This is a genomic window from Mesorhizobium salmacidum (SeqCode), from assembly GCF_037179605.1.
In the GTDB taxonomy this organism is placed as follows: domain Bacteria; phylum Pseudomonadota; class Alphaproteobacteria; order Rhizobiales; family Rhizobiaceae; genus Mesorhizobium; species Mesorhizobium salmacidum.
Genome location: NZ_JAPYKS010000007.1, coordinates 1 through 20689 on the forward strand (window position 1 = coordinate 1; position 20689 = coordinate 20689).

15 protein-coding genes and 3 pseudogenes are annotated in these 20689 nt (G+C 59.2%); 8 read left to right on the top strand and 10 right to left on the bottom strand.

The features are described 5' to 3' along the window. Nucleotides 1-59 precede the first annotated feature (59 nt). The gene (locus O7A60_RS11130) at nucleotides 60-935 is read right to left on the bottom strand and encodes an ATP-dependent DNA ligase (RefSeq protein ID WP_337106284.1); all 876 of its coding nucleotides are present in this window, start codon (nucleotides 933-935) and stop codon (nucleotides 60-62) included. Nucleotides 936-1053: 118 nt separating this feature from the next. On the opposite strand from O7A60_RS11130, the gene O7A60_RS11135 reads away from it, so the two are divergent. The 4 genes from O7A60_RS11135 to O7A60_RS11150 all read left to right on the top strand — a co-directional run bounded on the left by O7A60_RS11135 (nucleotide 1054) and on the right by O7A60_RS11150 (nucleotide 2680). Beyond that, a complete protein-coding gene (locus O7A60_RS11135) occupies nucleotides 1054-1488 on the top strand; it encodes a hypothetical protein (RefSeq protein WP_337106285.1) in 435 nt (144 codons plus the stop codon). 323 nt (nucleotides 1489-1811) lie between these two features. After that, the gene (locus O7A60_RS11140) at nucleotides 1812-2006 is read left to right on the top strand and encodes a hypothetical protein (protein WP_337106286.1); all 195 of its coding nucleotides are present in this window, start codon (nucleotides 1812-1814) and stop codon (nucleotides 2004-2006) included. Between the two features lie 37 nt (nucleotides 2007-2043). Then, entirely contained in the window at nucleotides 2044-2244 is a 201-nt protein-coding gene (locus O7A60_RS11145) for a KGG domain-containing protein (protein ID WP_337106287.1), read from the top strand. 229 nt (nucleotides 2245-2473) lie between these two features. After that, a complete protein-coding gene (locus O7A60_RS11150; RefSeq protein WP_337106288.1) occupies nucleotides 2474-2680 on the top strand; it encodes a hypothetical protein in 207 nt (68 codons plus the stop codon). A gap of 487 nt (nucleotides 2681-3167) precedes the next feature. Here O7A60_RS11150 and O7A60_RS11155 read toward each other — a convergent pair. The 3 genes and pseudogenes from O7A60_RS11155 to O7A60_RS11165 all read right to left on the bottom strand — a co-directional run. Continuing rightward, nucleotides 3168-3635, bottom strand: a pseudogene (locus tag O7A60_RS11155) (transposase); the annotation flags it as partial. 303 nt (nucleotides 3636-3938) lie between these two features. Beyond that, on the bottom strand, nucleotides 3939-7427 hold the full coding sequence (locus tag O7A60_RS11160; protein WP_337106289.1) for a beta strand repeat-containing protein: 3489 nt from the start codon (nucleotides 7425-7427) through the stop codon (nucleotides 3939-3941). Nucleotides 7428-7477: 50 nt separating this feature from the next. Continuing rightward, nucleotides 7478-7837 (bottom strand): hypothetical protein, encoded by a 360-nt coding sequence (locus tag O7A60_RS11165; RefSeq protein WP_337106290.1) that lies wholly within the window; start codon nucleotides 7835-7837, stop codon nucleotides 7478-7480. Nucleotides 7838-8688: 851 nt separating this feature from the next. Between O7A60_RS11165 and O7A60_RS11170 the strand changes: the two genes are divergently transcribed. The 4 genes and pseudogenes from O7A60_RS11170 to O7A60_RS11185 all read left to right on the top strand — a co-directional run bounded on the left by O7A60_RS11170 (nucleotide 8689) and on the right by O7A60_RS11185 (nucleotide 11268). Then, the gene (locus O7A60_RS11170) at nucleotides 8689-9798 is read left to right on the top strand and encodes a helix-turn-helix transcriptional regulator (RefSeq protein ID WP_337106291.1); all 1110 of its coding nucleotides are present in this window, start codon (nucleotides 8689-8691) and stop codon (nucleotides 9796-9798) included. A gap of 45 nt (nucleotides 9799-9843) precedes the next feature. Beyond that, nucleotides 9844-10053: pseudogene (locus O7A60_RS11175) on the top strand (IS3 family transposase); the annotation flags it as partial. A 77-nt stretch (nucleotides 10054-10130) separates the two neighbouring features. Beyond that, a pseudogene (tnpC, locus tag O7A60_RS11180) lies at nucleotides 10131-10951 on the top strand (IS66 family transposase); the annotation flags it as partial. 8 nt (nucleotides 10952-10959) lie between these two features. Then, a complete protein-coding gene (locus tag O7A60_RS11185) occupies nucleotides 10960-11268 on the top strand; it encodes a transposase domain-containing protein (RefSeq protein ID WP_337106292.1) in 309 nt (102 codons plus the stop codon). Between the two features lie 14 nt (nucleotides 11269-11282). Here the strand turns inward: O7A60_RS11185 and O7A60_RS11190 are convergent, their stop codons facing one another. The 6 genes from O7A60_RS11190 to O7A60_RS11215 form a co-directional block, all read right to left on the bottom strand. After that, a complete protein-coding gene (locus O7A60_RS11190) occupies nucleotides 11283-11789 on the bottom strand; it encodes a hypothetical protein (RefSeq protein ID WP_337106293.1) in 507 nt (168 codons plus the stop codon). After that, the gene (locus tag O7A60_RS11195; protein WP_337106294.1) at nucleotides 11786-12373 is read right to left on the bottom strand and encodes a hypothetical protein; all 588 of its coding nucleotides are present in this window, start codon (nucleotides 12371-12373) and stop codon (nucleotides 11786-11788) included. The genes O7A60_RS11190 and O7A60_RS11195 overlap by 4 nt, the downstream gene beginning before the upstream one ends. 89 nt (nucleotides 12374-12462) lie before the next feature. Then, on the bottom strand, nucleotides 12463-13176 hold the full coding sequence (locus O7A60_RS11200; protein WP_337106295.1) for a M48 family metallopeptidase: 714 nt from the start codon (nucleotides 13174-13176) through the stop codon (nucleotides 12463-12465). Beyond that, nucleotides 13173-16532 carry a type I restriction endonuclease subunit R gene (locus O7A60_RS11205; RefSeq protein WP_337106296.1) on the bottom strand — a complete coding sequence of 1120 codons (3360 nt, stop codon included), beginning with the start codon at nucleotides 16530-16532 and terminating at the stop codon, nucleotides 13173-13175. Before O7A60_RS11205 ends, O7A60_RS11200 begins: the two co-directional genes overlap by 4 nt. Continuing rightward, nucleotides 16529-17803, bottom strand: coding sequence for a restriction endonuclease subunit S (locus tag O7A60_RS11210; RefSeq protein ID WP_337106297.1), 1275 nt, complete (start codon nucleotides 17801-17803; stop codon nucleotides 16529-16531). Before O7A60_RS11210 ends, O7A60_RS11205 begins: the two co-directional genes overlap by 4 nt. After that, nucleotides 17796-20483 (bottom strand): N-6 DNA methylase, encoded by a 2688-nt coding sequence (locus O7A60_RS11215; protein WP_337106298.1) that lies wholly within the window; start codon nucleotides 20481-20483, stop codon nucleotides 17796-17798. Before O7A60_RS11215 ends, O7A60_RS11210 begins: the two co-directional genes overlap by 8 nt. Nucleotides 20484-20689: the final 206 nt, after the last annotated feature.

Sequence of the window (20689 nt, forward strand, 5' to 3'; positions counted from 1 at the left end):
TGATCTGTTCGAACACCCGCCCCAGCAATGCCAGTTCCTCAGGCTCCAAAATTCCCGCTTCAGTTGCCTTTAGTCGAATTGGCATGATTCTCCTCGCGAAAATCCTGCAAGGAAGCGTGCCGCAAATCCTCTTCGCCGCGTAGGTGCTTCACCCTGCCAATCAGCCCCGGCTTGACCCATTGCGTCGTCGGCCGCTTCATGCCCTTTGGCGCCGGCCCCGCATGCTCTTGGACGCGCTTCCACAGTCGTTCTCGAATCGCTCGGCTGGAGTTGATGAAAGCCGACCCGACATATTGTCCTGTCTTGCGATCGGCCATCAAAGCGAAAGCTGGCTTTCCGGGCTCCCGTTCGACGCCAAGAAGCTCGTATTCCTCGACCGTATAGCATTTCGCCTTCAGCCAGTTCGTTGACGCACCAGACCGATATTTGCTGTCCCTGCGCTTCGACACCATGCCGGCTTGGTCGATCAGGTGGAAGATGGCGCTCGCCTCGCCCGGTAGCGCCTGGCTGAATTGGATGCGCTGCCCCTCGGGGATCATCTCGGAAAGGATCTCGCGCCGGTCCTCCAGCGGCATGTCGCGCAGATCGTGGCCGTTGACGTGCAGGAGATCAAAGGCAACTAAATAGAGGTCATGCTGCCGACTGGTGATGGCTTTGCGCAGCGCGCCGAAGTCCGACAGGCCGGCCTCGTTCAACACTATGATCTCGCCGTCGATGATGGCGCTTTCGACATCGAGTCCAGCGGCGGCTTTGGCGAGGTCTCGATATCTGTCCGTCCAGTCGAGCCCGCGACGCGTGAAGATCCGCACACCACCTTCGTCCTTGATGATCTGGGATCGGTAGCCGTCGAACTTCACCTCGTGAATCCAGCCTTCGCCCTCGGGAGGCTTCTCAACCAGGGTCGGCATCAGCGGCTCGATGAAGTTCAAACGCATACGCAGGACTCGCGAACCAATTAGTTTTAGCTAAAATAGTTCTAAAAATGCAAACTGGGTGTGCCATGTGCAAAAAGCTAGGTGCGCCACGTTGGCACCCATCGGATTGAGTTCGGCGATGACGAAGTATCAGGTCGAAGAGATCTACAGCGACACGGTCGTGTCATCTGGCACTGTCGTGGAGAACGATCCTATGAAAGCCGCCGAAGTCGCTGCCGGTCAAAAAGTGTTGCCAAGGGCATTGCAGGATCATTGGTTCCGCGTGGTCGATGAAGAGCAAGCCGCTGTGTATGAGTACAGCTTGCTCGGACCTGACGAGCGTACAGACCTCTTGGAATGGAATGAGCAATCCGACCTCGGTCCGCCGATCATGGGCAAGGTTTATGGACCTGAACTCGCCAACGAGGACAATCACTTCTACAACTGTCCCGCATGCGACCAGCCGGTCGATCAACGCGATTTCCGTCAAGTGTTCTGGCACGAAGTGCCCGGCCATGAACCGCTGGAGCCGAAGCCCGAGGCGAAGGTGATCGAGTTTCCTAAACGGAAATGAGACGCCGCCGGCCGGACCAGCCGGGAGCGCCAATCACCCGGCCGCCAATGAACCTTCGCGTACCCGCATCTTGCCCCAAAGCAATTGGCCCGCGCCCTGGCAGAAAGACGCGGGCCGGCCAAGCTACCCGCGTGGCCAGCAGCAAAGGGACTCGGCTGCGTTCGCCCGAACTTGTCGCGCGTCCGGCTGTTCCCATCCGGGAAAGATAAAAGCTTTCTGCAGCAGCCACGCGCATCATGCACGGCACGGGCGGGACCGAATTCTCTTCCTGTCGCGATTCGGCTCTAACTCCTATATGCTTCGCGGAAAGCATAGGAGATTTCATGCCTAAGCCGACAAATGCCGCCGACATGGCTCGGTCCGTTGGCGTCGATCCGAAAGCGTTTCGGCAAGCGCTGCGGGATCGGAACTTCTCTTGGCACAAGCACAACGATGACTGGATCGTTGAACTGGATAGCGACGAGCATTCGGCCATGCGGACTGTGCTGGTAACGCTCCTGAGACGAAAGAAAGCCTAATGCCCACCGGACCAAAGGCCAGAAGCGCCCCGCCGACGTGATCGGCAACGCCGTTCGCGTCATGCGCATTGCGACAGGCGAGGAAGACGACACAATCGTTGATGACGGCAAAGACCCTGCCGCCAGGGCTCTAGGAGCCAAGGGCGGTAAGAAGCGCGCCGAGAACATGACTCCAGAGCGGCGCGCCGAGATCGCCAAAAAAGGCGGCAGAAAAAAGTTGGAAATCAAGCAAGCATAATTGAAGCGGCCCTCCACTGGTCTGGCCGGTAAGGCTCGGCGTCCTTCAGGCAACTCTTGTTCCAGGGCGCCTAGCCGACGAGACTCTGCTTCGGTTGCCGGCAACTATCGTCTTCACGTGAATATTGGGAAGAGACGCGACTTCCACCCATAGGCCGTGAACGAGGTCGCCATTAACTACTTTGCAAGCTCTCCCTTGAAGCCCCGGCTTTGGCCGTCATATCCCGTATATGCCAGGCAAGCACAGCCAGCCCGTTTCCGTCTTCGATCTCGACGCGCTACGCGAGGCTTTCATGAAGTCCGTTCGCGACAACAACGTCTCGCCTGCAGAATGGGGCGAACATGCCCAATGGTTCATTCATCAGCTGGCGGACCACAAACTTTCCGAAGTGGCGGTTGGCCAGATCACCGGAGACCCAGACGCCAGCCAGCCATAGGCCAGCAAGGAAAAGCCCCGGAGCGTGGTCTCCTTGGTATCGAACCGTACGTTGAATCCCTTTGATGCTCGCTCCCCAAAGGCGTAATTACAACCTTAGCTATTGGGAGGTAGCGATGGTTGAGGGCCATACAGAGATGGCGCAGGCAGCTATTGAAGCTAGCTTTCTGCGACGGCAGGGCTCCTATGCTGGACGAGCCGCCTTCCGCCGCGACATGGACCAGTCCCGGCGTGCCATCGCAGCTTCACGCGAAATTCTAAAACGGCTTCGCCAGCGCAAGATAGACGAGGCGCTCACAGACGTTGAACAGCACCGCGTGTCCGCCTTCGAAGCCGACATTCTGCGCAAGGTCTTTCAGGACTTGGCCTTGGAAATGAAGGCACCAGAGGGTCAATGGCGCGATCTCGCTCAGAGCCTGGTCTACGAGTTTACCGGATGCGAGCGCGTTGATGCTGCCTTGGTGGACTGGATCATAAAGAAGTAAGGCGGCATTCGCCTTCTCCTGGACCGTGGTGTCAACGATCACCGCGCGAAAGTCGGCCGGTTTGACCGCGCCCAACCGCGTCGCTGCCGAAAGGCTCTCCTGGAGCAGCGCCATCAGCCGCTCCTCACCCATGCGCAGACGCCAGCGCGTCAGCGAGCTGCGGTCGAAGGGCAGGCCACGCTGGAAGAACGCATAACAGCTGGTAATAGGGGTTCTCGAGCCAGCGCTCGCACAGCGCCTCGTCGGACAGGTTGTGCATCGACTTGAGGATGGCCAGGCCCGCCATCAGCCGGGTCGGCAGCGGCGGCCGGCCGGGATCGTCGTCATAGACCCGCCAAGCCGTTGTTCGAGGAAACGCCAGTCGATCGACCGGGCTAGCTTCACCAGCGCATGGTCCATGTTGAGGATCTGGTCGAGCCGGGATCGCAACAGGTCGGCCTTTCCGCTTTCGCGCCGTTCCTTCGGCCGCATCGCTCGCTCCATCGCTGCTTCACAAGAACAGTCGAATCACGCGTATAGACACGCTTTCAATTTGCGGGAAATCGCCGCTCAAAGCCACGATTTTCGGCAAAATCAAACGCAAAGCTGGAGCAGAATCCTAAATCGAATCAAAGCCTTTCGAGTTCTTCACCGAGGACGAGCTAGCAAAGATAAGTCTGCGTCCGCCGAGCGCGCCAAGAGCCAGTTGCACCACCGGAACCAGCTGCCAAGCAGACACTACATAAGGGTCAATGTTCACTGCTGTGTCGCCGTCGGATGGCAGTGGTTGCTGGATTAAAATATGCCTATGTCTGAGGAGAGGAAAGAAGGAAGACCCGTGAACTGGGCAATTGCTATCGCGTCCTCTCCTGTCCCACCAGTCGCATCGAAGTAAAGCGTTCCAGCGCTGGCTCCATCATCATCGAAAATGAAATACCCATCTGTTTCGCCATTCGATGCAGAAGCCGCATCTGCTGCGGTGACGAGAGTGACTGCGCCACCCGCTACCAATCCGCCGTCAAACCCCGCCGCAGATACTCTCAACAAATCTATTCCGGGTGAGAAATCGGTGATTGTATGCGGACCATCTGTGAGGGCCGAAAAATTGAAGGTGTCGGCGCCGGCCCTAATCGGGCCGGTGTAGGTCGTAGCCTTGCCGGCGGTGCTGGTCTGGCTCACCGTGGTCGGACTCCAGGTCGAACCGCCATTGGTCGAGACTTCATGGCTTACCGTGCCGGCGTCATTGCCAGTCAGGCTCAGATCAAAGCTTTCATCGCTGGTGATCTCGTTACTATTGGAGGAACCGATGTCCGCTAAGTTGGCAAAGGCCAAGGTGCCCGACGAAGACGATGTGCTGCCGTGGATGGTGATGGTCAAAGCGGTGGTGGACGTTGCGCCCTGAGCGTCCGCCATCGTGTAGGTGAATATGTCGGTTGCGGCCTGGCCCTGGCCGAGCTGTTGTGTATCGGGATCACCATCGTCGCGCGCGTAGGTCCAGGTACCCTCCGCACCGAGGGTCAGCGAGCCATAGATACCGATAACAGCCGACCCGACGTTGCCCGAAACGTCTTCTGCCGACGTGCCTGCCGCAACCCCGATCACGGACATGCTGTCGCCGCTGTCAACGTCGGTATCATTGCTGAGCACATTGCCGATGGGCAAGGTTGATAAATCAGTATTGTAGATAGATTGAATTTCTTCAGCAGTCAGTGCGCGATCGTAGACCTGAACGCCGTCCACCTCGCCCTGCAATAAGCCGGGGATACTGCCCCCCGATGGACGGGCGCCAATCAGAAACTCGGTATCCGCAGGCGTATTGATAGGCAGCGAGCCCGTTTCGACGGCGACACCGTCCAAATACAAGGTCACCGAGTTGCCGACGTTGGTGACAGCAACATTATACCATTGTTCGGTTTGCAAAGACGGGCCGAACACCGCGCCGCCCCATTGCGAGAAGAAGAGCGTGTCGCCGGATGTGCCTAGCTGGTACGTTTGGCCAGATGATCCAAAGGTTCCATAGCCAGCCAGAAGCGATTCACCGGTCGTAAATGCGTCCGCCTTCACCCAAAGGGAAATCGTTCTGTCACTGTTTCCAGTCGGCAATCCCGTGCTGGGTGCCGCGAAGAGATCATCAACGCCGTCAAAGCTAAATGCTTGTCCGAACATGCCGGTCGCAAACGACGCACCGTTTTGGAGTACGCCATCATTGCTCCCCACAGCATCCTCGGTCGTCCCATCCGCCGACCAATAGGCAATAAGGCCGGAAGGCAACGATGCGGGATCGCCCACGCCGATATCGCTCTGAGCAACCGGCCCGTCATTGCTGCCGTGGATGGTGATATCAATCTGGGCAAGATCGGTCGCTCCGTGGGAGTCGGTCAGTTCATAAGTAAATTGATCGGCAGCGATTTGCCCGGCCGAAAGCGCCTCGGTGGCGCTTGAATTGTTGTCTAGATTATACGTGTAGGTTCCGTCAGGATCGATATGCAGCGTGCCATAGGTTCCAGCTATCGCCGTTGCGCCATTCACTGCTGTCAAGCTGCCGCCACTGGTTTCCGTGCCGGCTCGTGCGGCAACGACAGTCAGCATGTCGCCCATCGGATTGTCGGGATCGCTATCATTCGCGAGCACGTTGCCGGAGGCTACATCGTCTCCTGGCGTGCCGTTGGCGATTCCCCCGCCTTCGGTTACCGCATCCGAACTATTGGCATCGTTCGAGGCTACGGGTGGATCGTTGAGGATAGTGGAAGCCGCGAAGGTGCCATTCGCGAACTCGAACAACTCGACATTGCGCACAGTGTCGGCGCCATCTGGCGAACCCGGGCGAGTGTCGACTATGGTGTAGGAGCCGTCTCCATTGTCCGTGATCTCGTAGTTTTTCCAGGCGCCGCCATAAATCGCTGTGTCGCTGGTACCTGCCCCACCATCAATCGCATCACTTCCGCTGCCGCCTGTGATCGTGTCATTGCCTATGCCTGCATTGATCGTGTCGGCACCCGATCCACCAGTGATGGTGTCGGCCTGGCTGCTGCCAGTGACGGTGAAGCCTTCGCTCTGCCCACTAAGCATGATCGTGACGCCCGCTGCTGCGGTGGCCGCCGAGATCGCCTCCACCCCCTGGATCGAAGTATCCAGCGTTCCTCCCAGCGTGTTTAGATCGCTTGAGGTCGAGGTCAGGTTAATTGTGTCGCCAGCACCGGCACCAAGATTGATGGTACCTGCACCGATGATGATCGCATCGAGCTGTGCGCCACTGAGCGTGGTTGTATCGGAGCCAGCAGTACCGGTGAGATTGCCAGTTTCGACACCGCTGACCGTGGTGACCCCGCCCGCCGAGATACCCATCGTTCCGGCGGCTACCACATTCAGGGTGTCACTGCCATCATTCATGTTGATGGTTGTGAAGCTGTCCCATTGGGTCGCAGTGATGGTGAAAGTCTGATCGAAGCCGTTGCCGCTTCCTTGATTGACGGCCGTCAGGGTCTCGACCGAGCTGACCGAGCCTAGGGAGAAATCAACGCTCGTACCATCTCCCGTGGAGATGAAATTCAGGCTGTCGGTTCCAGCGCCACCGTCGATGGATTCACCTGCGACGAACTGGCCAGTGGCGACATTGATCGTGTCATTGCCTATGCCTGCATTGATCGTGTCGGCACCCGATCCACCAGTGATGGTGTCGTTGCCATTGAGATTAGTCCCATCGACGACGATGTGGTTCACGCCACTCAGACCGGACGCGTTGATAATCACACCATTGGACGAGCTCATAACGGTGCTTCTGATCATCAGGTCGCCACCCACTCCGTCACGATTGAAATCGGCGGTTGAAACCTGGCTATTAGCAACGATCAGGTTGAAGCCTGGCGCATCTTGGCCCAACACAATCTGATCGATGTTGCTGATGGTGGTGAAGCCTGACAAGTCATAGATGCCCGCCTCCGAAAGAAGCAAACGGTCCGTCGTCCCTGTTTCCCAGGTCCCATCAATCGTTTCACCCGCTGCAAGTTCGTATGCATGATCGATTTCAAACAGATCCGAACCGGTTCCGCCAATCAGATAATCTCTACCCACACTGCCAATGATCGTGTCGTTGCCATCGCCACCGAAGATATTATCGTCCCCAGCCGCCCCGTCGATCCAGTCATCTCCACCAAGAGCATTAACCCGGTCCGACAAATTCGTTGTGCCAGAATAACTCGTCAACACCCATTTGTTGCCGGTCCAAACGTAGATCCCGTTGACACTAATTGATTCGCGCCAGCCCGTGCCTATAATATCCGCCATTGGTTTGCTCCGTCATTGGGTAAAAAGCATGGGAATGAACACGATTTTGCTTAGGCGAGCGTGTACTGGTTGGAACTGCTCGACTGGACCGTCATCCAGGTTCCGTTCGTCAGCACCTGCCACGAATTGACTATCCCGGTCACCGGCACGCCGTCGGCGTCCGTGACCGCGGTCGTCAGGGTCTGTCCAGTAGCCGCGGTGCCGGTGATGGCGGCCGAGCCGGCCCGGTTCAGATCCTGAACGGAAAAGATTGCACTGCTTGTGCTGTCTGTAACGACGTTCTTGCCGCTGCCTTCCGGATAGCTCCCAACGGCCTTGTACTCGGCCGTTGTTGACGAGGTCGAGGCGGAATAGGGAATAGTGTAGCTGGTGCCGGTCGCCCCCGAGCACCTGCCAGGTCGCGCCACCATTATTGGAGACGTACCACTGGTAGCTTATCTTCTTTGGCGCGCCGTCAGGATCGGTGATGCCGGTCACCGTCAGCGTCTGCCCCTCGGATATCTGGCCTGTCTGGCCTGTCGTGTAGCTGGACCCGCCACTCTGAATCGTGAGTATGCCATTCCCGAGCATAGCCGCCTCCCAGCGTTGCGCGCCAATCTGCGCGCGGCGTCTCTACCGGTCTCCCGCAGACCAGTTTGCGCCTACCAAGGCCGCATCCTGCAATGACGATATGCCTGCTCGGACCGGCCCGCAGGACCCAAATGGGCTAAGCCGCGCTATTTGGATCAGTTCGAGCGCGTCAGATGCTTGAGCCAAAGTGACCCGCTTGAGGTCAGGGCGAAGGCTCCCAGCCAATTCTGTAGCATTTGCCAAACCGCAATCGACAAAAGATATTTCAGTTATAGGGCCGCCCATCTTGGTACTCCACGATACTTGGTTCGTGAGAAGCAGACCAAAATCTAAGGCCATTCAGAAGAGGGCGGACCTCCCATATGGGGGCTATTGGGAACTAAACCCTGGAGTTTTAGCATAGGGTGAGGTAAGTTCGTCGGCAAAAGTGGGGCTATTGTCTTCTGACCCCATGGTGCCGCAATTTGCCGTCAACCGCTCTGGCCTCGATTGCCTGGCTAGTGGGACACGCTTGGAGACTCTAGTGCATCGCGACCCTGCTCGACGGGGTCAAATCGTGCCCAGGCGGCGGCGCAGCGCGCAGTTATATTTGGGAGCTCCATGAGACCATTGTTTCCCCCTGGCATAAGTTTACCGAATTGTATTCTGGTCAGACGATCACGCTATGTCCGATAGACCTTACGAGGCTTTGTTGGATACGATTTACGAAGCGGTCGTATCGCCTCAGAAATGGATCGAAGTATGCGATGGCTTGGCCCGGCTGGAAAACGGGACCGGTGCATTGTTGATGCCAGATGTAACGGAGTTGCGAAGGCTCGGGCTGCCTCACTCGGATGCGCTAAACGAGTCTGTTGAGATCTATCAACGAGACGGTTGGTATTTCCAAGATGAACGTTACCGCGGAAGAGCCACCCACGGGCTTGCCCGCGTAGTGTTCGACCAGGACATTATGACCGCGGAGCAAATGGCAAGTTCGCCGTTCTATAATGACTTCCTTCGTCCCTGCGGCCTCAGGTGGTTTGCTGGCATCAGCATCACTGTCGGCGGCAAGCCGTGGACGGTATCAATCCAGCGCAGCAATAAGCAAGGGCCGTTCGAGGAGTCAGATCGTAGGCGGCTCGAACTCTTGGCAAGCCATCTGTCTCGCGCCGCAACCACTGCCGCTGCCCTCAACTACGCCCACGCTGAGGGCGCGGTGGATGCTTTCGAGCGCATGTCGATCGGCGCCATCGTTGTCGATGACGGTGGGCGAGCCATTCTCATCAACAAGATCGCGTACGCGCTAATGGGTGATGGTCTGCAAATTCGCCAAAATAGGCTGGAGGCCACGAACACCGTTGATGCAGCTGCACTAGATGCCATGTTGCACTCATGCACATTGCGCTCGAATGTTGCTCATGTATCGGCTACGAAAATAGTTGTGGTTCGGCGACCGTCGGGTAAACACGCTTATCAGATATCAGCCTGCCCCCTGAGCGCGAGGTCGGTCGATAATTTTGGCGACGCACGGGCCCTTATTCTAATTGCAGACCCCGCACAACAACGCAAACCGACCACGGAGGTTCTGCGTAGGCAGTTTGGCTTGTCATTATCTGAGGCTAAACTTGCCAAGATTCTTGCAGGGGGTCATTCGCTTCATGATGCGGCGAATCTGGTTCGTATCACTGAAGAAACCGCTCGATCCTATCTAAAGTCTATTCTTTCCAAAACGGAGACGCACAGACAAGGTCAACTGGTGGCGTTACTCGCCACCACGGCATTCCTCACAAACGACGAGAGTGTCGATGCCTTGTTGAAATGATTTAGGTGACCTGCCACCGATTTTTTATCCAGCGGCAACTAGAGCTTCGGCGTGATGGATGTCTCCTAGGCTCGGCGACTGAAGGCGCTGGAGGACGAGAACACGCGGCTGAAGCGGCGTCTGGCCGACGCCATGCTCGACAATGCCGCGCTGAAGGATCTCGTGTGGAAAGAAACGGTGACGCCCGTGGCCAAGCGGAAAGCTGTCGCTCGCCTGAAGGATGCCTTCGGGATGAGCGAACGGCGAGCGTGTAAAGCGTAACGCGCCGCCCGAAATACGCTTTCCAACGCTGCTCGGGCGCCGTCGTGCAGGCGCATGCGCCCGAGCATATCGTGCCTGGTGGCCTGCCGACAGAGGCGCTGATCGCCCAGGTCATCGTCGCCAAGTTCGGTGATCATTTGCCGTTCTACCAGCAGGCCGAGATCTACGCCCGCCAGGGCATCCAGCTGGATCGGGCGACACTGGGCAACTGGGCTGGCCGGGCCTGCTTCCATCTCAAGCCCGTCGCCGACCACATGCGCGGGCATCTGGCGGCGGCGGATCGCCTGTTCATGGACGAGACCACCGCGCCGGTGCTCGATCCCGAACGCGGGAAGGTCAAGAAGGCTTCTTCTGGGCGATCGCTTGCGATGACCGCGGCCATGGCGGCCAAGGCCCGCCCATCGTGCTGTTCCATTATGCGCCCGGGCGCGGCGGCGCGTATGCCGAACGCTTTCTTCAAGGCTTCGGCGGACAGTTCCTGCAGGTTGACGCCTATGACGGCCATGACCGGCTGACGCGCTTGGAGCGGCCGCAGGGACCATGGCTGCTCGTCCATTGCTGGAGCCACCTGCGCCGACGTTTTGTGAAGCTGGCGCGCAATACCAAGTCCCCGATCGCCGAAGCCGCCGTGCGCCAGTTCGCCACGCTCTACGCCGTCGAGGCGACGGTGCGCGGCATGACGCCACAAGCTCGGCTCGCCGCCCGACGGGAGCATTCCGCGCCCATCATCACTGCCCTGAAACCATGGTTCGAAAAGCAGCTATCGATAATCTCCTCCGGCTCTGGCCTGGCTGAAGACATCCGTTATGGGCTCGGCCACTGGCAAGGCCTGACCCGCCTCCTGGATGATGGCCGCCTGGAACTCGACACCAACCCGGTCGAAAACGCGATCAGGCCAGTATGCCTGACCAGAAAAAATGCCCTGTTTGCAGGTCACGAAGTCGGGGCGAAAATTGGGCGCTGCTCGCCTCCATCGTGGCCACCTGCAGGCTCAACGACGTCAACCACGTCGCCTACCTCGCCGAAACGCTCGACGCCATCATCAACTGCCATCCGCAGACCCAGATCGAGGAACTCATGCCTGGCTCGGAAAACGTTAAGCCCAAATCCATAGGCGATCCGCGAGGCGCTTACGCTGTGCCGCTCGCTACGGCGCTGTGGAGGGCGCGCTCGCGAGCGGCTTCATCATCGCCGAGCTACACCACCTGATAGGACACGATCCTTCAGTCGACAAACCCAAATTTTCTCAACCTCTGATCAGAACAGATCGGGATTGAAGCGCCATCAACTCCAAAGGAGTCCGACCCTGGATAGTTGCGTGCTGACGCTCCGTCGCAGAGATATCCTTTTTGGTCGGGCAGTGCGCAAACGGCGGGGCTGGCACGCAGCATTGACAATGTGCCGTCTAGGTATCGGAGACAGCCTCGGAACCGCTTGGCCAAATCCGCCGGTCCGTTGGCCTTGGTTGTCCAGAGCACTTCCGCATCGCAGATGACCATACTGTCGGCACCACGTTCGAGACTTGGCTTCGGATTCAGCCGCTGTTGAATATCCACCAAGATCCCGTTCGGGCATCTTCTTACGGCCTGAAAATCCAACTTAAGCGGGCTCGGCGGCCGCTCGATCATCAAGTAAAGTCCCCCAACAATGGCGACCAGTGCCACCCAAATCAAGTTTCCAACTATGCTCTCCCAAGCGATTTCGGGCAACCTTTTCAACCACTCTGTCATGGGGAGGCTTCGCGTGGCTGCGGGGCCAGCATGTACGCCAGCCAAAGGTCACGCACTCGGAACTCAATCCTAAGCCAACCGCTGGAAGCTCCGACGCCGCATCGGAAATCGCTTCCGCCTTCAAGAGGAACTCCTCCCTTGCCAAAAGTGGCGTCTCGAAACGCTGAAACGCATTCTTCGATGCGGCTTGCATTGTCGCGCAGCAAGGCCGGCACAACAGTTCTGGCCTCCTCCACATCGAATTTGAGCTGCCCTTGTTGTTCGGCAGTCTTGATAAAAGTCTGAAACTGTTGGCCGAAAATCGTGGCCAAGTTCGACCCGTTTTCACCGTTATTCATAAGGGTCGCCACCACGGCGGACTGTGCCGTATCTCCCTCTAGACTCTGAACTGTCATGTCACACCACTGGTCTTCCGGAGCTTCCGTTGACCAGCAAGCCGTGGCGTTCTTAATCCATGCGCCGTCTACGCCTTGCGGCGGTTGCGTGTCGCAGGTGCATTTTTCCTGCGACGGGTTTTCTGCTTTAGATACCGAGCACGCACCAAGAAAAACCAGAGCCGATATTAATGCTACCGACATTCTCATGACCCTACCGTCCTAGCCCAAAACAATAGATGAAAGTGGATTGTTTGCTAGTCTACACCTTTTGACAACGATCGCGCAGCATTTACCACCTACAACTCGCCGCCTCGCTCGCGTAGCCATCTGCGATGCTGCGGGTAGGTCGGCAAGATCCTGGCAACCTCTGCCCAAAACGCCGGTGAATGGTCCGGAACTTTCAGGTGAGTCAATTCATGCACGGCAACATAGTCGATCACTTGCGGCGGTAGCTGCATAATTCGCCAATGGAAATTCAGCGTGCCTTTGGAACTGCAAGAGGCCCATCTGAAACCCAAATCCATGACCTGCACGTATTTCGTGGGGCTTACTCCTACGATCCTCTTCCACCTGTTAACAGTGTCATTCAGGTAAGGGTGGGCCGCACGCGTATAATGCTCGGCTATACGCTTCTCGCCGACCGCCACCTGCTCTCGACGGAACAACAGCCGATCGCCGTCGAATCGAACCGTGGGAGTGGGCGGCCCGGCAGGATCGACATCTATCAGCTTCAGTCGATAATGCTTGCCGAGGAAGTAGAACCCCTCGCCATCGACGAACTCGGGGCGACGGAATACCGTCTCGCGACCGGTGTCCTTTTGGGTTGCGAGCTTCTGGTGAACCCAAACCAACTTTGTCCTGATCAGTGCGCTGACTTGGCCAATGTCGGCATCTTTCGGGAGGTGAGCCACAAGCGATGCATCGCGCTCCACTGTTAGACCGATGGTCTTCCTGCGCTCGCTGCGCTTTATGTGAAAGGTGAGGTCGTCGACACGGATGGTCTCATTCATGAGGCGAACGCCGCGCGATTTGCCCGCGCAACCCCCATACAATCAGCTGCAATTGCATCCAGCTCCGAGAATGGGAACAAGTTACTGCTATCGAGCTGACGGAAAACCCATCGCCTCGCTTCCTCTTGCCCGACTGAATTGTCCCAGAAGCCTGCTACAGCCGTCTCCTGCCGCAGATGCCGAACGATTTCCGAAGCCAATTCCACAAGATCGGTATCCCTGTCATTGCTCCCGTATCGCATTTGGAGGATCCCGAAGATCGGCCCCTCTGTGTGCGGGTCGAGCCCGTGATACACTGTCGAGGCGGATGACGCCGCCAAGGCTTCATCAATGAGCTTCTGAAGCTGCTTTGCGATCTCATTCCAGTCTTGTTGATGACTGGTCAGTATACCTTCGAGCCGCTCGCTCAGGCTCTTGAACTTGGCCGGGTCCTGCTCGAACGAAATCGAAATGTGGTGGCGAAGAGCGTTCTCCATCTCAGCCGCCTTCGCGCGGTTAGTCCTCTTGCGCGAGACCTCCGCAGCGAAGTTGGGATCCAGGATTTCGATAGGCGGAATCTTGGGATCAATGCCGTGCGCCTGTATGAAGGCATCGAGCATGGCTTGAACTTTGTGCGCCACCCCGCGAACATCGAGAGTGCCGTCGCGATAGAGGTTCGCGGCAGCCTTTGCGACGAAGGCGTAAATCTTTGCGTCTTTGGTGAATGGTCTTGCCTCGGGGCGGGGCATGAGCGTGTCGAACAGGCCGATGAGGCTCCTCACAAGAACGAGGAACTGGGCTCGAAACTTCTGGTCCTTGAGCTTCCCAACGCAAGCGTCGACGTATGCTTGCAGATCAGATCCAAGGATTATGCCCACATCGGCGAAATGCTTGACCACCGCGTCACGGGCTTGCCGGAGCTCAGGCAGGAGCTCGTCGGGCATGCCAATACCACCGGTTAGGTCGCTCTGATCCTCGGCGTCATAGAGCGCGAGCGCATCTGCCAGGTTCTTTCCGACGCCGTAGTAGTCCACAACAATGCCGAAGCGCTTGGCCTCGCCAGCCGTGCGGTTGGTGCGGGCAATGGCCTGGAGCAGCTCGGCACCAGACATGGCGCGGTCGAGATACATTGCCTGTTCTACCTTGGCGTCGAAGCCGGTGAGCAGCTTGCTCTTCACCACAAGAATCGCGAGGGCATCCCGGGAAAGTGGCTTCTTGAACCGTCCGATCCGCTGCTTCGTCTCCGCCACGCCGCCCCAGGCTTTCAGGTAAGGTAGGTCATTGTGGTCCACAGAGATGACGGCCGCGAACTCGAGGGTCTTGATCGTATCGAGGTATGGCAGCGCGGAGGCAAGGAACGCCACGTCGCCACCGGCGTCCTGAGCGTCTTCAGGGGTGATGTCCTTCAAGATGTCCGCAGCGCCTTCGATGGCGGCAACGATTTCGTCGCGGGCGTCGTTCAACGCATCGACATACTGGACCGCCAGTTCCCTGCTGGAGCCGACGAGCTGCGCCTTCAGGTCGTTCGGAAGGATGTTGACGATGTAGTGCCGAAGCACGTCGATGGCCTTGGCCTTCAGCGGATCGGCGGCATTGAGAACGCGGGCACGGGTCGCATAGCGGTTCTTGATCGCCTCCCGTTCTTCGGATGATTTCCCGGCGAAGGTGGCATCGAACAGCCCGTCCAGCGTGCCCGTGTCGGTGACATCGGCCTTGAGCTCCCGCCCTTCGTAAAGAATCTTCACAATGGCGCCGTCCGCCTCAGCATCACGGAGCAGGTAGCGGTCGATGTATGTGCCGAAAATCTCTCTCGTCTTCTTCTTGCTCTTCTCCTCGATGGGCGTTCCGGTAAACCCAATCCGCGCGGCATTTGGCAGTGCGTCCAGAAGGTTCTGGTGAAGCCCGCTGGTGTGCGAGCGGTGCGCCTCGTCGATCAGGACGAGGACGTCCTCGCTTTCGTTCAGGACAGGAAAGGCTTGTCGCTCGCCGATCTTTGCGACCAGCTTGCCCGAACGCAGCTCGTCGGTCTTCGCCGCAGGAAGGTCCTCGTTCTCGGCTGCGAATACGATTTCTTGCTCGTCACCGCCGCCGTTCCGTTCCTGCAGCTTCTGGATCATCACGAAAACAAGGTCGGGCTCCTGGCGACCCAGATGGGCTTTCGCGCCATCGGCATTTCGCGCGACCCGCATGACTTGCCCGGCCAGCTTGGCCGTCTTCGACAGTTGGTCCTCGAGGTCTGTGCGGTCTGTGACCACGACCACCTTGAACCGGCGAAGCTCGGGGATTGTGCGCAGCTTTTTGACCAGGAACACCATGGTCAGGCTCTTCCCCGAGCCCTGAGTGTGCCAGATGATGCCGCCCCGGCGATCCGTCATGCCATCCTGGCGGCGAGTCTTGCCCTCGCGTAGGCGCTGCAGAGCAACATGCACCGAACGGAACTGCTGATAGCGCGGCACGACCTTGATCCGCACTCCGTCGTCCGTCGTCATGTACACGATGAAGGAACGCAGCGCGTCGAGGAGGTACGCCGGCCGCAAGAGACCCGCGGCGAGAACTTCCTGCTGCACGAGTTCGTTGCCGGGAACCTTGCCGATCTCGCGGCAAACCTCATCGCTGGCGGCGCGGGCGTGCTCGATGCCGACCGGCTTAACCGAGCGCCACGGCAGGAAGTCGTCGGGCCGTGCGGTGACCGATCCGACGCGGGCGTCGTAGTAGTCGGTCGCGACGAGGAGGTGGTTCGTCCAGAACAGCCGCTCGGCACCCTCGTCCTTCTCTGGCACGCGGCGGTTGGCGTAGCGGCGCATCTGGTCGATCGCGGTGGCGATGGGATCGGTGACGGCGGGGCTCTTCGCCTCGACCACCACCAGCGGCAGGCCGTTCACAAACAGCACGACGTCCGGCACGATAAATCCGCGGTCGCCAACGGCGCCGGGCGGGTCCACGCGGAACTGGTTGACCGCGATGAACTCGTTCGGGTCGCCCGACTCGAAGCCGATGAAACGCACGCGACGCTCATGCTCACCGTCGGGGCCCGAGACGTTCACGCCGCGGACGATCTTGTCATGGAGCTCCTCGTTGATCGCGATGAAGTCCTTCGCGGCCGGCCGTTCAAGTTGCGAGATCGCCTGGTCGATGCGACGGTCGTCCAGCCATTCGGAGCCGTCTTCATTGCGGTTGAGGCGGCGCAGCGCGGCCTCGAGCCGGTCACGCAGCAGCGTCTGCTGAAAGTCGGCGCGGCCGAGCAGGTGATAGTCCTTGCGGCCGGTGCTCGGGTCCTCGTCGGCACCTTCGACATGGCTCCAGCCCATGGCACGCAACTGGCGCAGAAGGGGGCGCTCGACGACGTTCAGCTCGTCCAGTCGGTCCTGCTGGCTCATTCGGCAGCCTCCAGAATGGCCATTACGGGCTTACGCCCGGTCAGAAGGTCGTCACGCAACCCTTCGCGGAGCAACGCCAGCTTGGCGCGCTGGTGACGGTGGTCCTCGATGGCCGCTGCAACTCCATTCACGCGTTCGATGATGGCGCGCTGTTCGTCCAGAGTGTCTGGCACGGCGATCAGCGCGCGCCGAAGGTTCGTCGGATTGATGTTGACCTGCTGGACGCCCGGGGTGGCGAATTGCCGAATGGCGCGCTGGACCGGTGCCCAGTTCAGCCAGAGGTGAAGGAACTCTGCCAGGAGTGCATCACCGCAGTGAAGCCGTACAAGGTAAGATGCGAAGGCCGGACCGGGTTCGTCCGGTCGCCAGATGGCGGCCTTACCAACATGCTCCCAGCTGTTCGTGCGATTGAATAGGACATCGTTGCGCTGGACCCGGAAACGCTCGACGGCATGGGCGGGCGCATACTTCAGATCGGACAGATCGAACTCTCCGTCCTGAATGTTGTTCATCCGTAGGACCGGAATTCCCGTGCCGCTGTCGCCCAATGAATGGTTGGTGCCGTATTCGGCCCCGACGACGAAGTGCCCGAGGTTGGCGACCGTCCATTTCATGGGGCGCGGTCCGACCGCCGTCTCGGTAAGCGAAAATAGGTCTCGCGGCGAACCGTCGTCTGCCAAGCCGCGCGTGAGCAGATCGTCGATGATGCCACCGTGGATGGTGCGCAGTTTCTCTATCAGCGCGTCGGTTTCGAGTATCGCATCGTCGATTGCATCGACAATATCTGCGATCCGTTTCTGCTCACCCGAAGGAACGTCTGGAACCAGCCAGCTAAGCGTTTCGTTCGGCGTGACGCGTGTGTGGCTGTTGGTCGATCCAACTGCGACTCTCTCGAGGCGTCTCGAGAAAATTCCACTGCCGAAGTACGCAGCCCAGTAGCGGAGATCGTCGCTATCCCGCAGGCGGACGTAGCAGATGAATTCGGTCGAACAGCAGGTCTTGTCCTGCGGATCGAGAACGACAACGACACGTGGCTTCCGTGGATTGAGCTTCGACACCAAGACGGATGGTTCAGAGATACGTGTCTTGTTGCTCTCGATGGTCACGCCGAGTTCGTCGGCGGGTCCACCCAATTGATCGAACGCTGGAATGCTGTAGTGCGTGAAGCTCTCATTCGGCGACTGCACAGGAAATGCGGAAGCCGTGTTGATGCGAAAAACGGACGCAAGAGGTAGCTGGTCCCAACTCACGTAAGAAGTTTTTTCAGGCATACCTCAGCTCCTTCAGGTAGCCTTCGAGCAGCGTCGTCGCGTCGGCCCTCCGCCCTTCGATGTTTGTGAGACTGATCCGGTACTTGTCCCAGAGGCGCTCCAGGTCGGCCAGAAGCGCGCTAACACGGCGCACGCGGGCGCGCTCCAGTCGGTCGAGCAGTCGCTCGCGGTCGATATCGAGCACAAGCTCGCCGCAATCGTCGTCATCCAATTCAGCCTGTGCCGCGGTCAGCCGCTCGACGAATGCCGCCTTCAGGCGCCGCAACGTGGCGCGCGCGGCCTTCAGCTCCTCCTTCATCGCCTCAAAGGGGGCGAGCATGGCGTCGATGGTCTCCGCCTCCTCGACCAGCGGCGCGAGGCGGCGCTCGAGGTCGACCAGTTCGGCCACAAACTCCCGCACGTCGATGCCCTGTGCGCGCATCCAGTCGATGGAGCCCTTGGAAGGCTTGCCGGTGCCCGTAGTCTTGACCAGCTCCTTCCGGCGCTTGTCATCCTCGCCCATATCGGCACGCAATTCCTTGCGGCGCTTCTCCAGCACCTTGGAAAGGGTGGCGCCTTCTTCGGCCCCATCCAGCCAGTCCTCGGCGCCCTCGACACCGTCGCCGGACTCCCAGGCTTCCTTTTCCGCCTTAATCCGCTCCCCCTCGGCCTGCGCGGCGGACAGTTCGGTGACGTAGTCCGCCATGCAATGGCGCACAAATGGATGGGCGAGCAGCTCCTCCAGCGTCACCTTCACGGTCTTCTTGGCGTCGCTGTCCTCGTCGTCGTCAGCGTCTTCGTCCTCGAGCGCCGAGCGCAGCGTCTCCACCCAGCCGTCGACCAGTTCGGCGAAACCGTTCTCGATGATGACGCGCAACTCATAGCGGATTTCGTCCCACCAGCCCGCGATGGAGCCCATGAGCGCATAGCGGTCGAGGCAGCCGACCGGCAACATCGCGGGCTCGAAACTGTCGAGCAGATCGCGCCGCAGCGGCATGAGGCGCTTGCTCTCGGGCAAGTCCGCCAGCCCGGATCGCGCCGACGACCACCAGACATCGAAAGCAGCGACCATCTCGTCCCGCCGGGTCGCGACACCCGGATCGTCTTCGACGAGCTTGCGGATATCGGCCCGCTTCGCAATGACCTCAGCGAACTCGTCGTAGTCGGCATCGTGGCCGGCGAAAGGCTTGTCCACATCGAAGCCCTGCGCCAGCGCCTGCAAGCGGATAGTCTCGATCTCGCGCTTGGGCACGCCACCGTGAAGGTGGGCGCGCACATCGTGGGGCTCGGGCGGCGGGCTGCTGTCGGCATAGCGACGGATGTTCAGGTTGCCGGCCTCGTCCTCGATGATCGCCTTGTTGTCGACCACGGCGGCGAAGCCGGGCACGTCGGCGAACGCGTCATAGGCGCTGACGATCTTCTCGATGTGCTCGGGGTCGATGAAGTTCTGCGCGCGACCTTCGCGATACTCACGGTCCGCATTGATGAAGAGCACCTTGCCCTTGCGTTCGTCACGCTTGCCGCCTGGATGGCGCATCACGAGCACGCAAGCGGGGATGCCCGTTCCATAAAAGAGGTTCTGAGGCAGTCCGATGACCGCCTCGATGCAGTCCTCTTTGAGCAGCGCGAGCCTAATCTTCTTTTCTTCTCCACCGCGGAACAGGACGCCGTGCGGCATCACCACCGCCATCTTTCCGTTCTGCTTGAGGCTTGCCAGCATATGCTGGGCGAACATGAGATCGGCCTTCTTGCCCGTCGTCGGGCACCAGCCGAAGCGGAAGCGGTCGCCAAACTGAATGCCGCGCTTGGTGTAGTTCTGGCTGAACGGCGGATTGGCGATTACTCGGTCGAAGCGCATCAGGCGCCCGTCCTCGATGTGCTTCGGTTCGAGCAGCGTGTCGCCGTTCCCGATGTCGGCGTCGGGGATGCCATGCAGCAGCAGGTTCATCCGGCAGATCGCCCAAACGGCGCCATTGTCTTCCTGACCGTAGAGACGAAGGCGCGGCCCGCCGTGCTGCAGGGCATGCTCATTCCCCTGGTTCAGCATGCCACCACTGCCGCAAGTTGGGTCGTAAAGCGAAGTGCCGCCCTGCGGGTCGAGGATCCGCACCATAAGCTGCACGACACCTCTCGGGGTGTAGAACTCGCCGGCCTTCTTTCCGGCCGAATCGGCGAACTCGCTGATTAGATACTCGTAGGCAGCGCCCAGGAGGTCGGGAAACTCGAAGTCCTCATCCAAAAGGCGGTACTTGTTGAAGTGGCTGATGAGCCGCCGCAGCTTTTCGTCCGGGATTTCCGACTCGCCGACTTTACGGGCGAAATTGATGTGGCCCAGGACACCGGACAGCGCCTGATGGTTCGAGTTCTCTAGCCCCGCCAGGGCCTTGTTCAGCTCGTTGGCGACGTTTGAATGCACATCGTTTAGCAGCCGCTCCCATCGGGCGATGTGCGGGACAAAGAACGTCTTTTCGTATGAGGAAGGATGGTCGGCCCGCTGGAGTGCTTCTTGATCAGTCCGGCCCAGCGCTCCTTGGTCTTTGAGAATCTTGTCACGCTGCTGCTCGAAAACGTCCGAGCAGCGCTTCAGGAACAAGATACCGAAAATGTACTCCTTGAACTCCGAAGCGTCCATTTTGCCGCGCAGGATATCGGCTGCCGCGAATAGATGGCGCTCAAGTTTCTCCAATGTAAGTTTGGACACTGGGCCCCCCTCCCACAACTCAAGGAATCACGGTGGCACTCTCGGGCGGGACCGTTCCCAATGCAACTCAGCACTATATGAAATCAAAAACCTGCAGGCGCCAGTCAGTTCGCCGTCCACGCAACGCCCGCATTCACAATTTCCAGGGGATCTGTTTGTCACGCCTGTCGCTTTGGTCGAACCAGGCTGACGCGGAAGGCCATCTA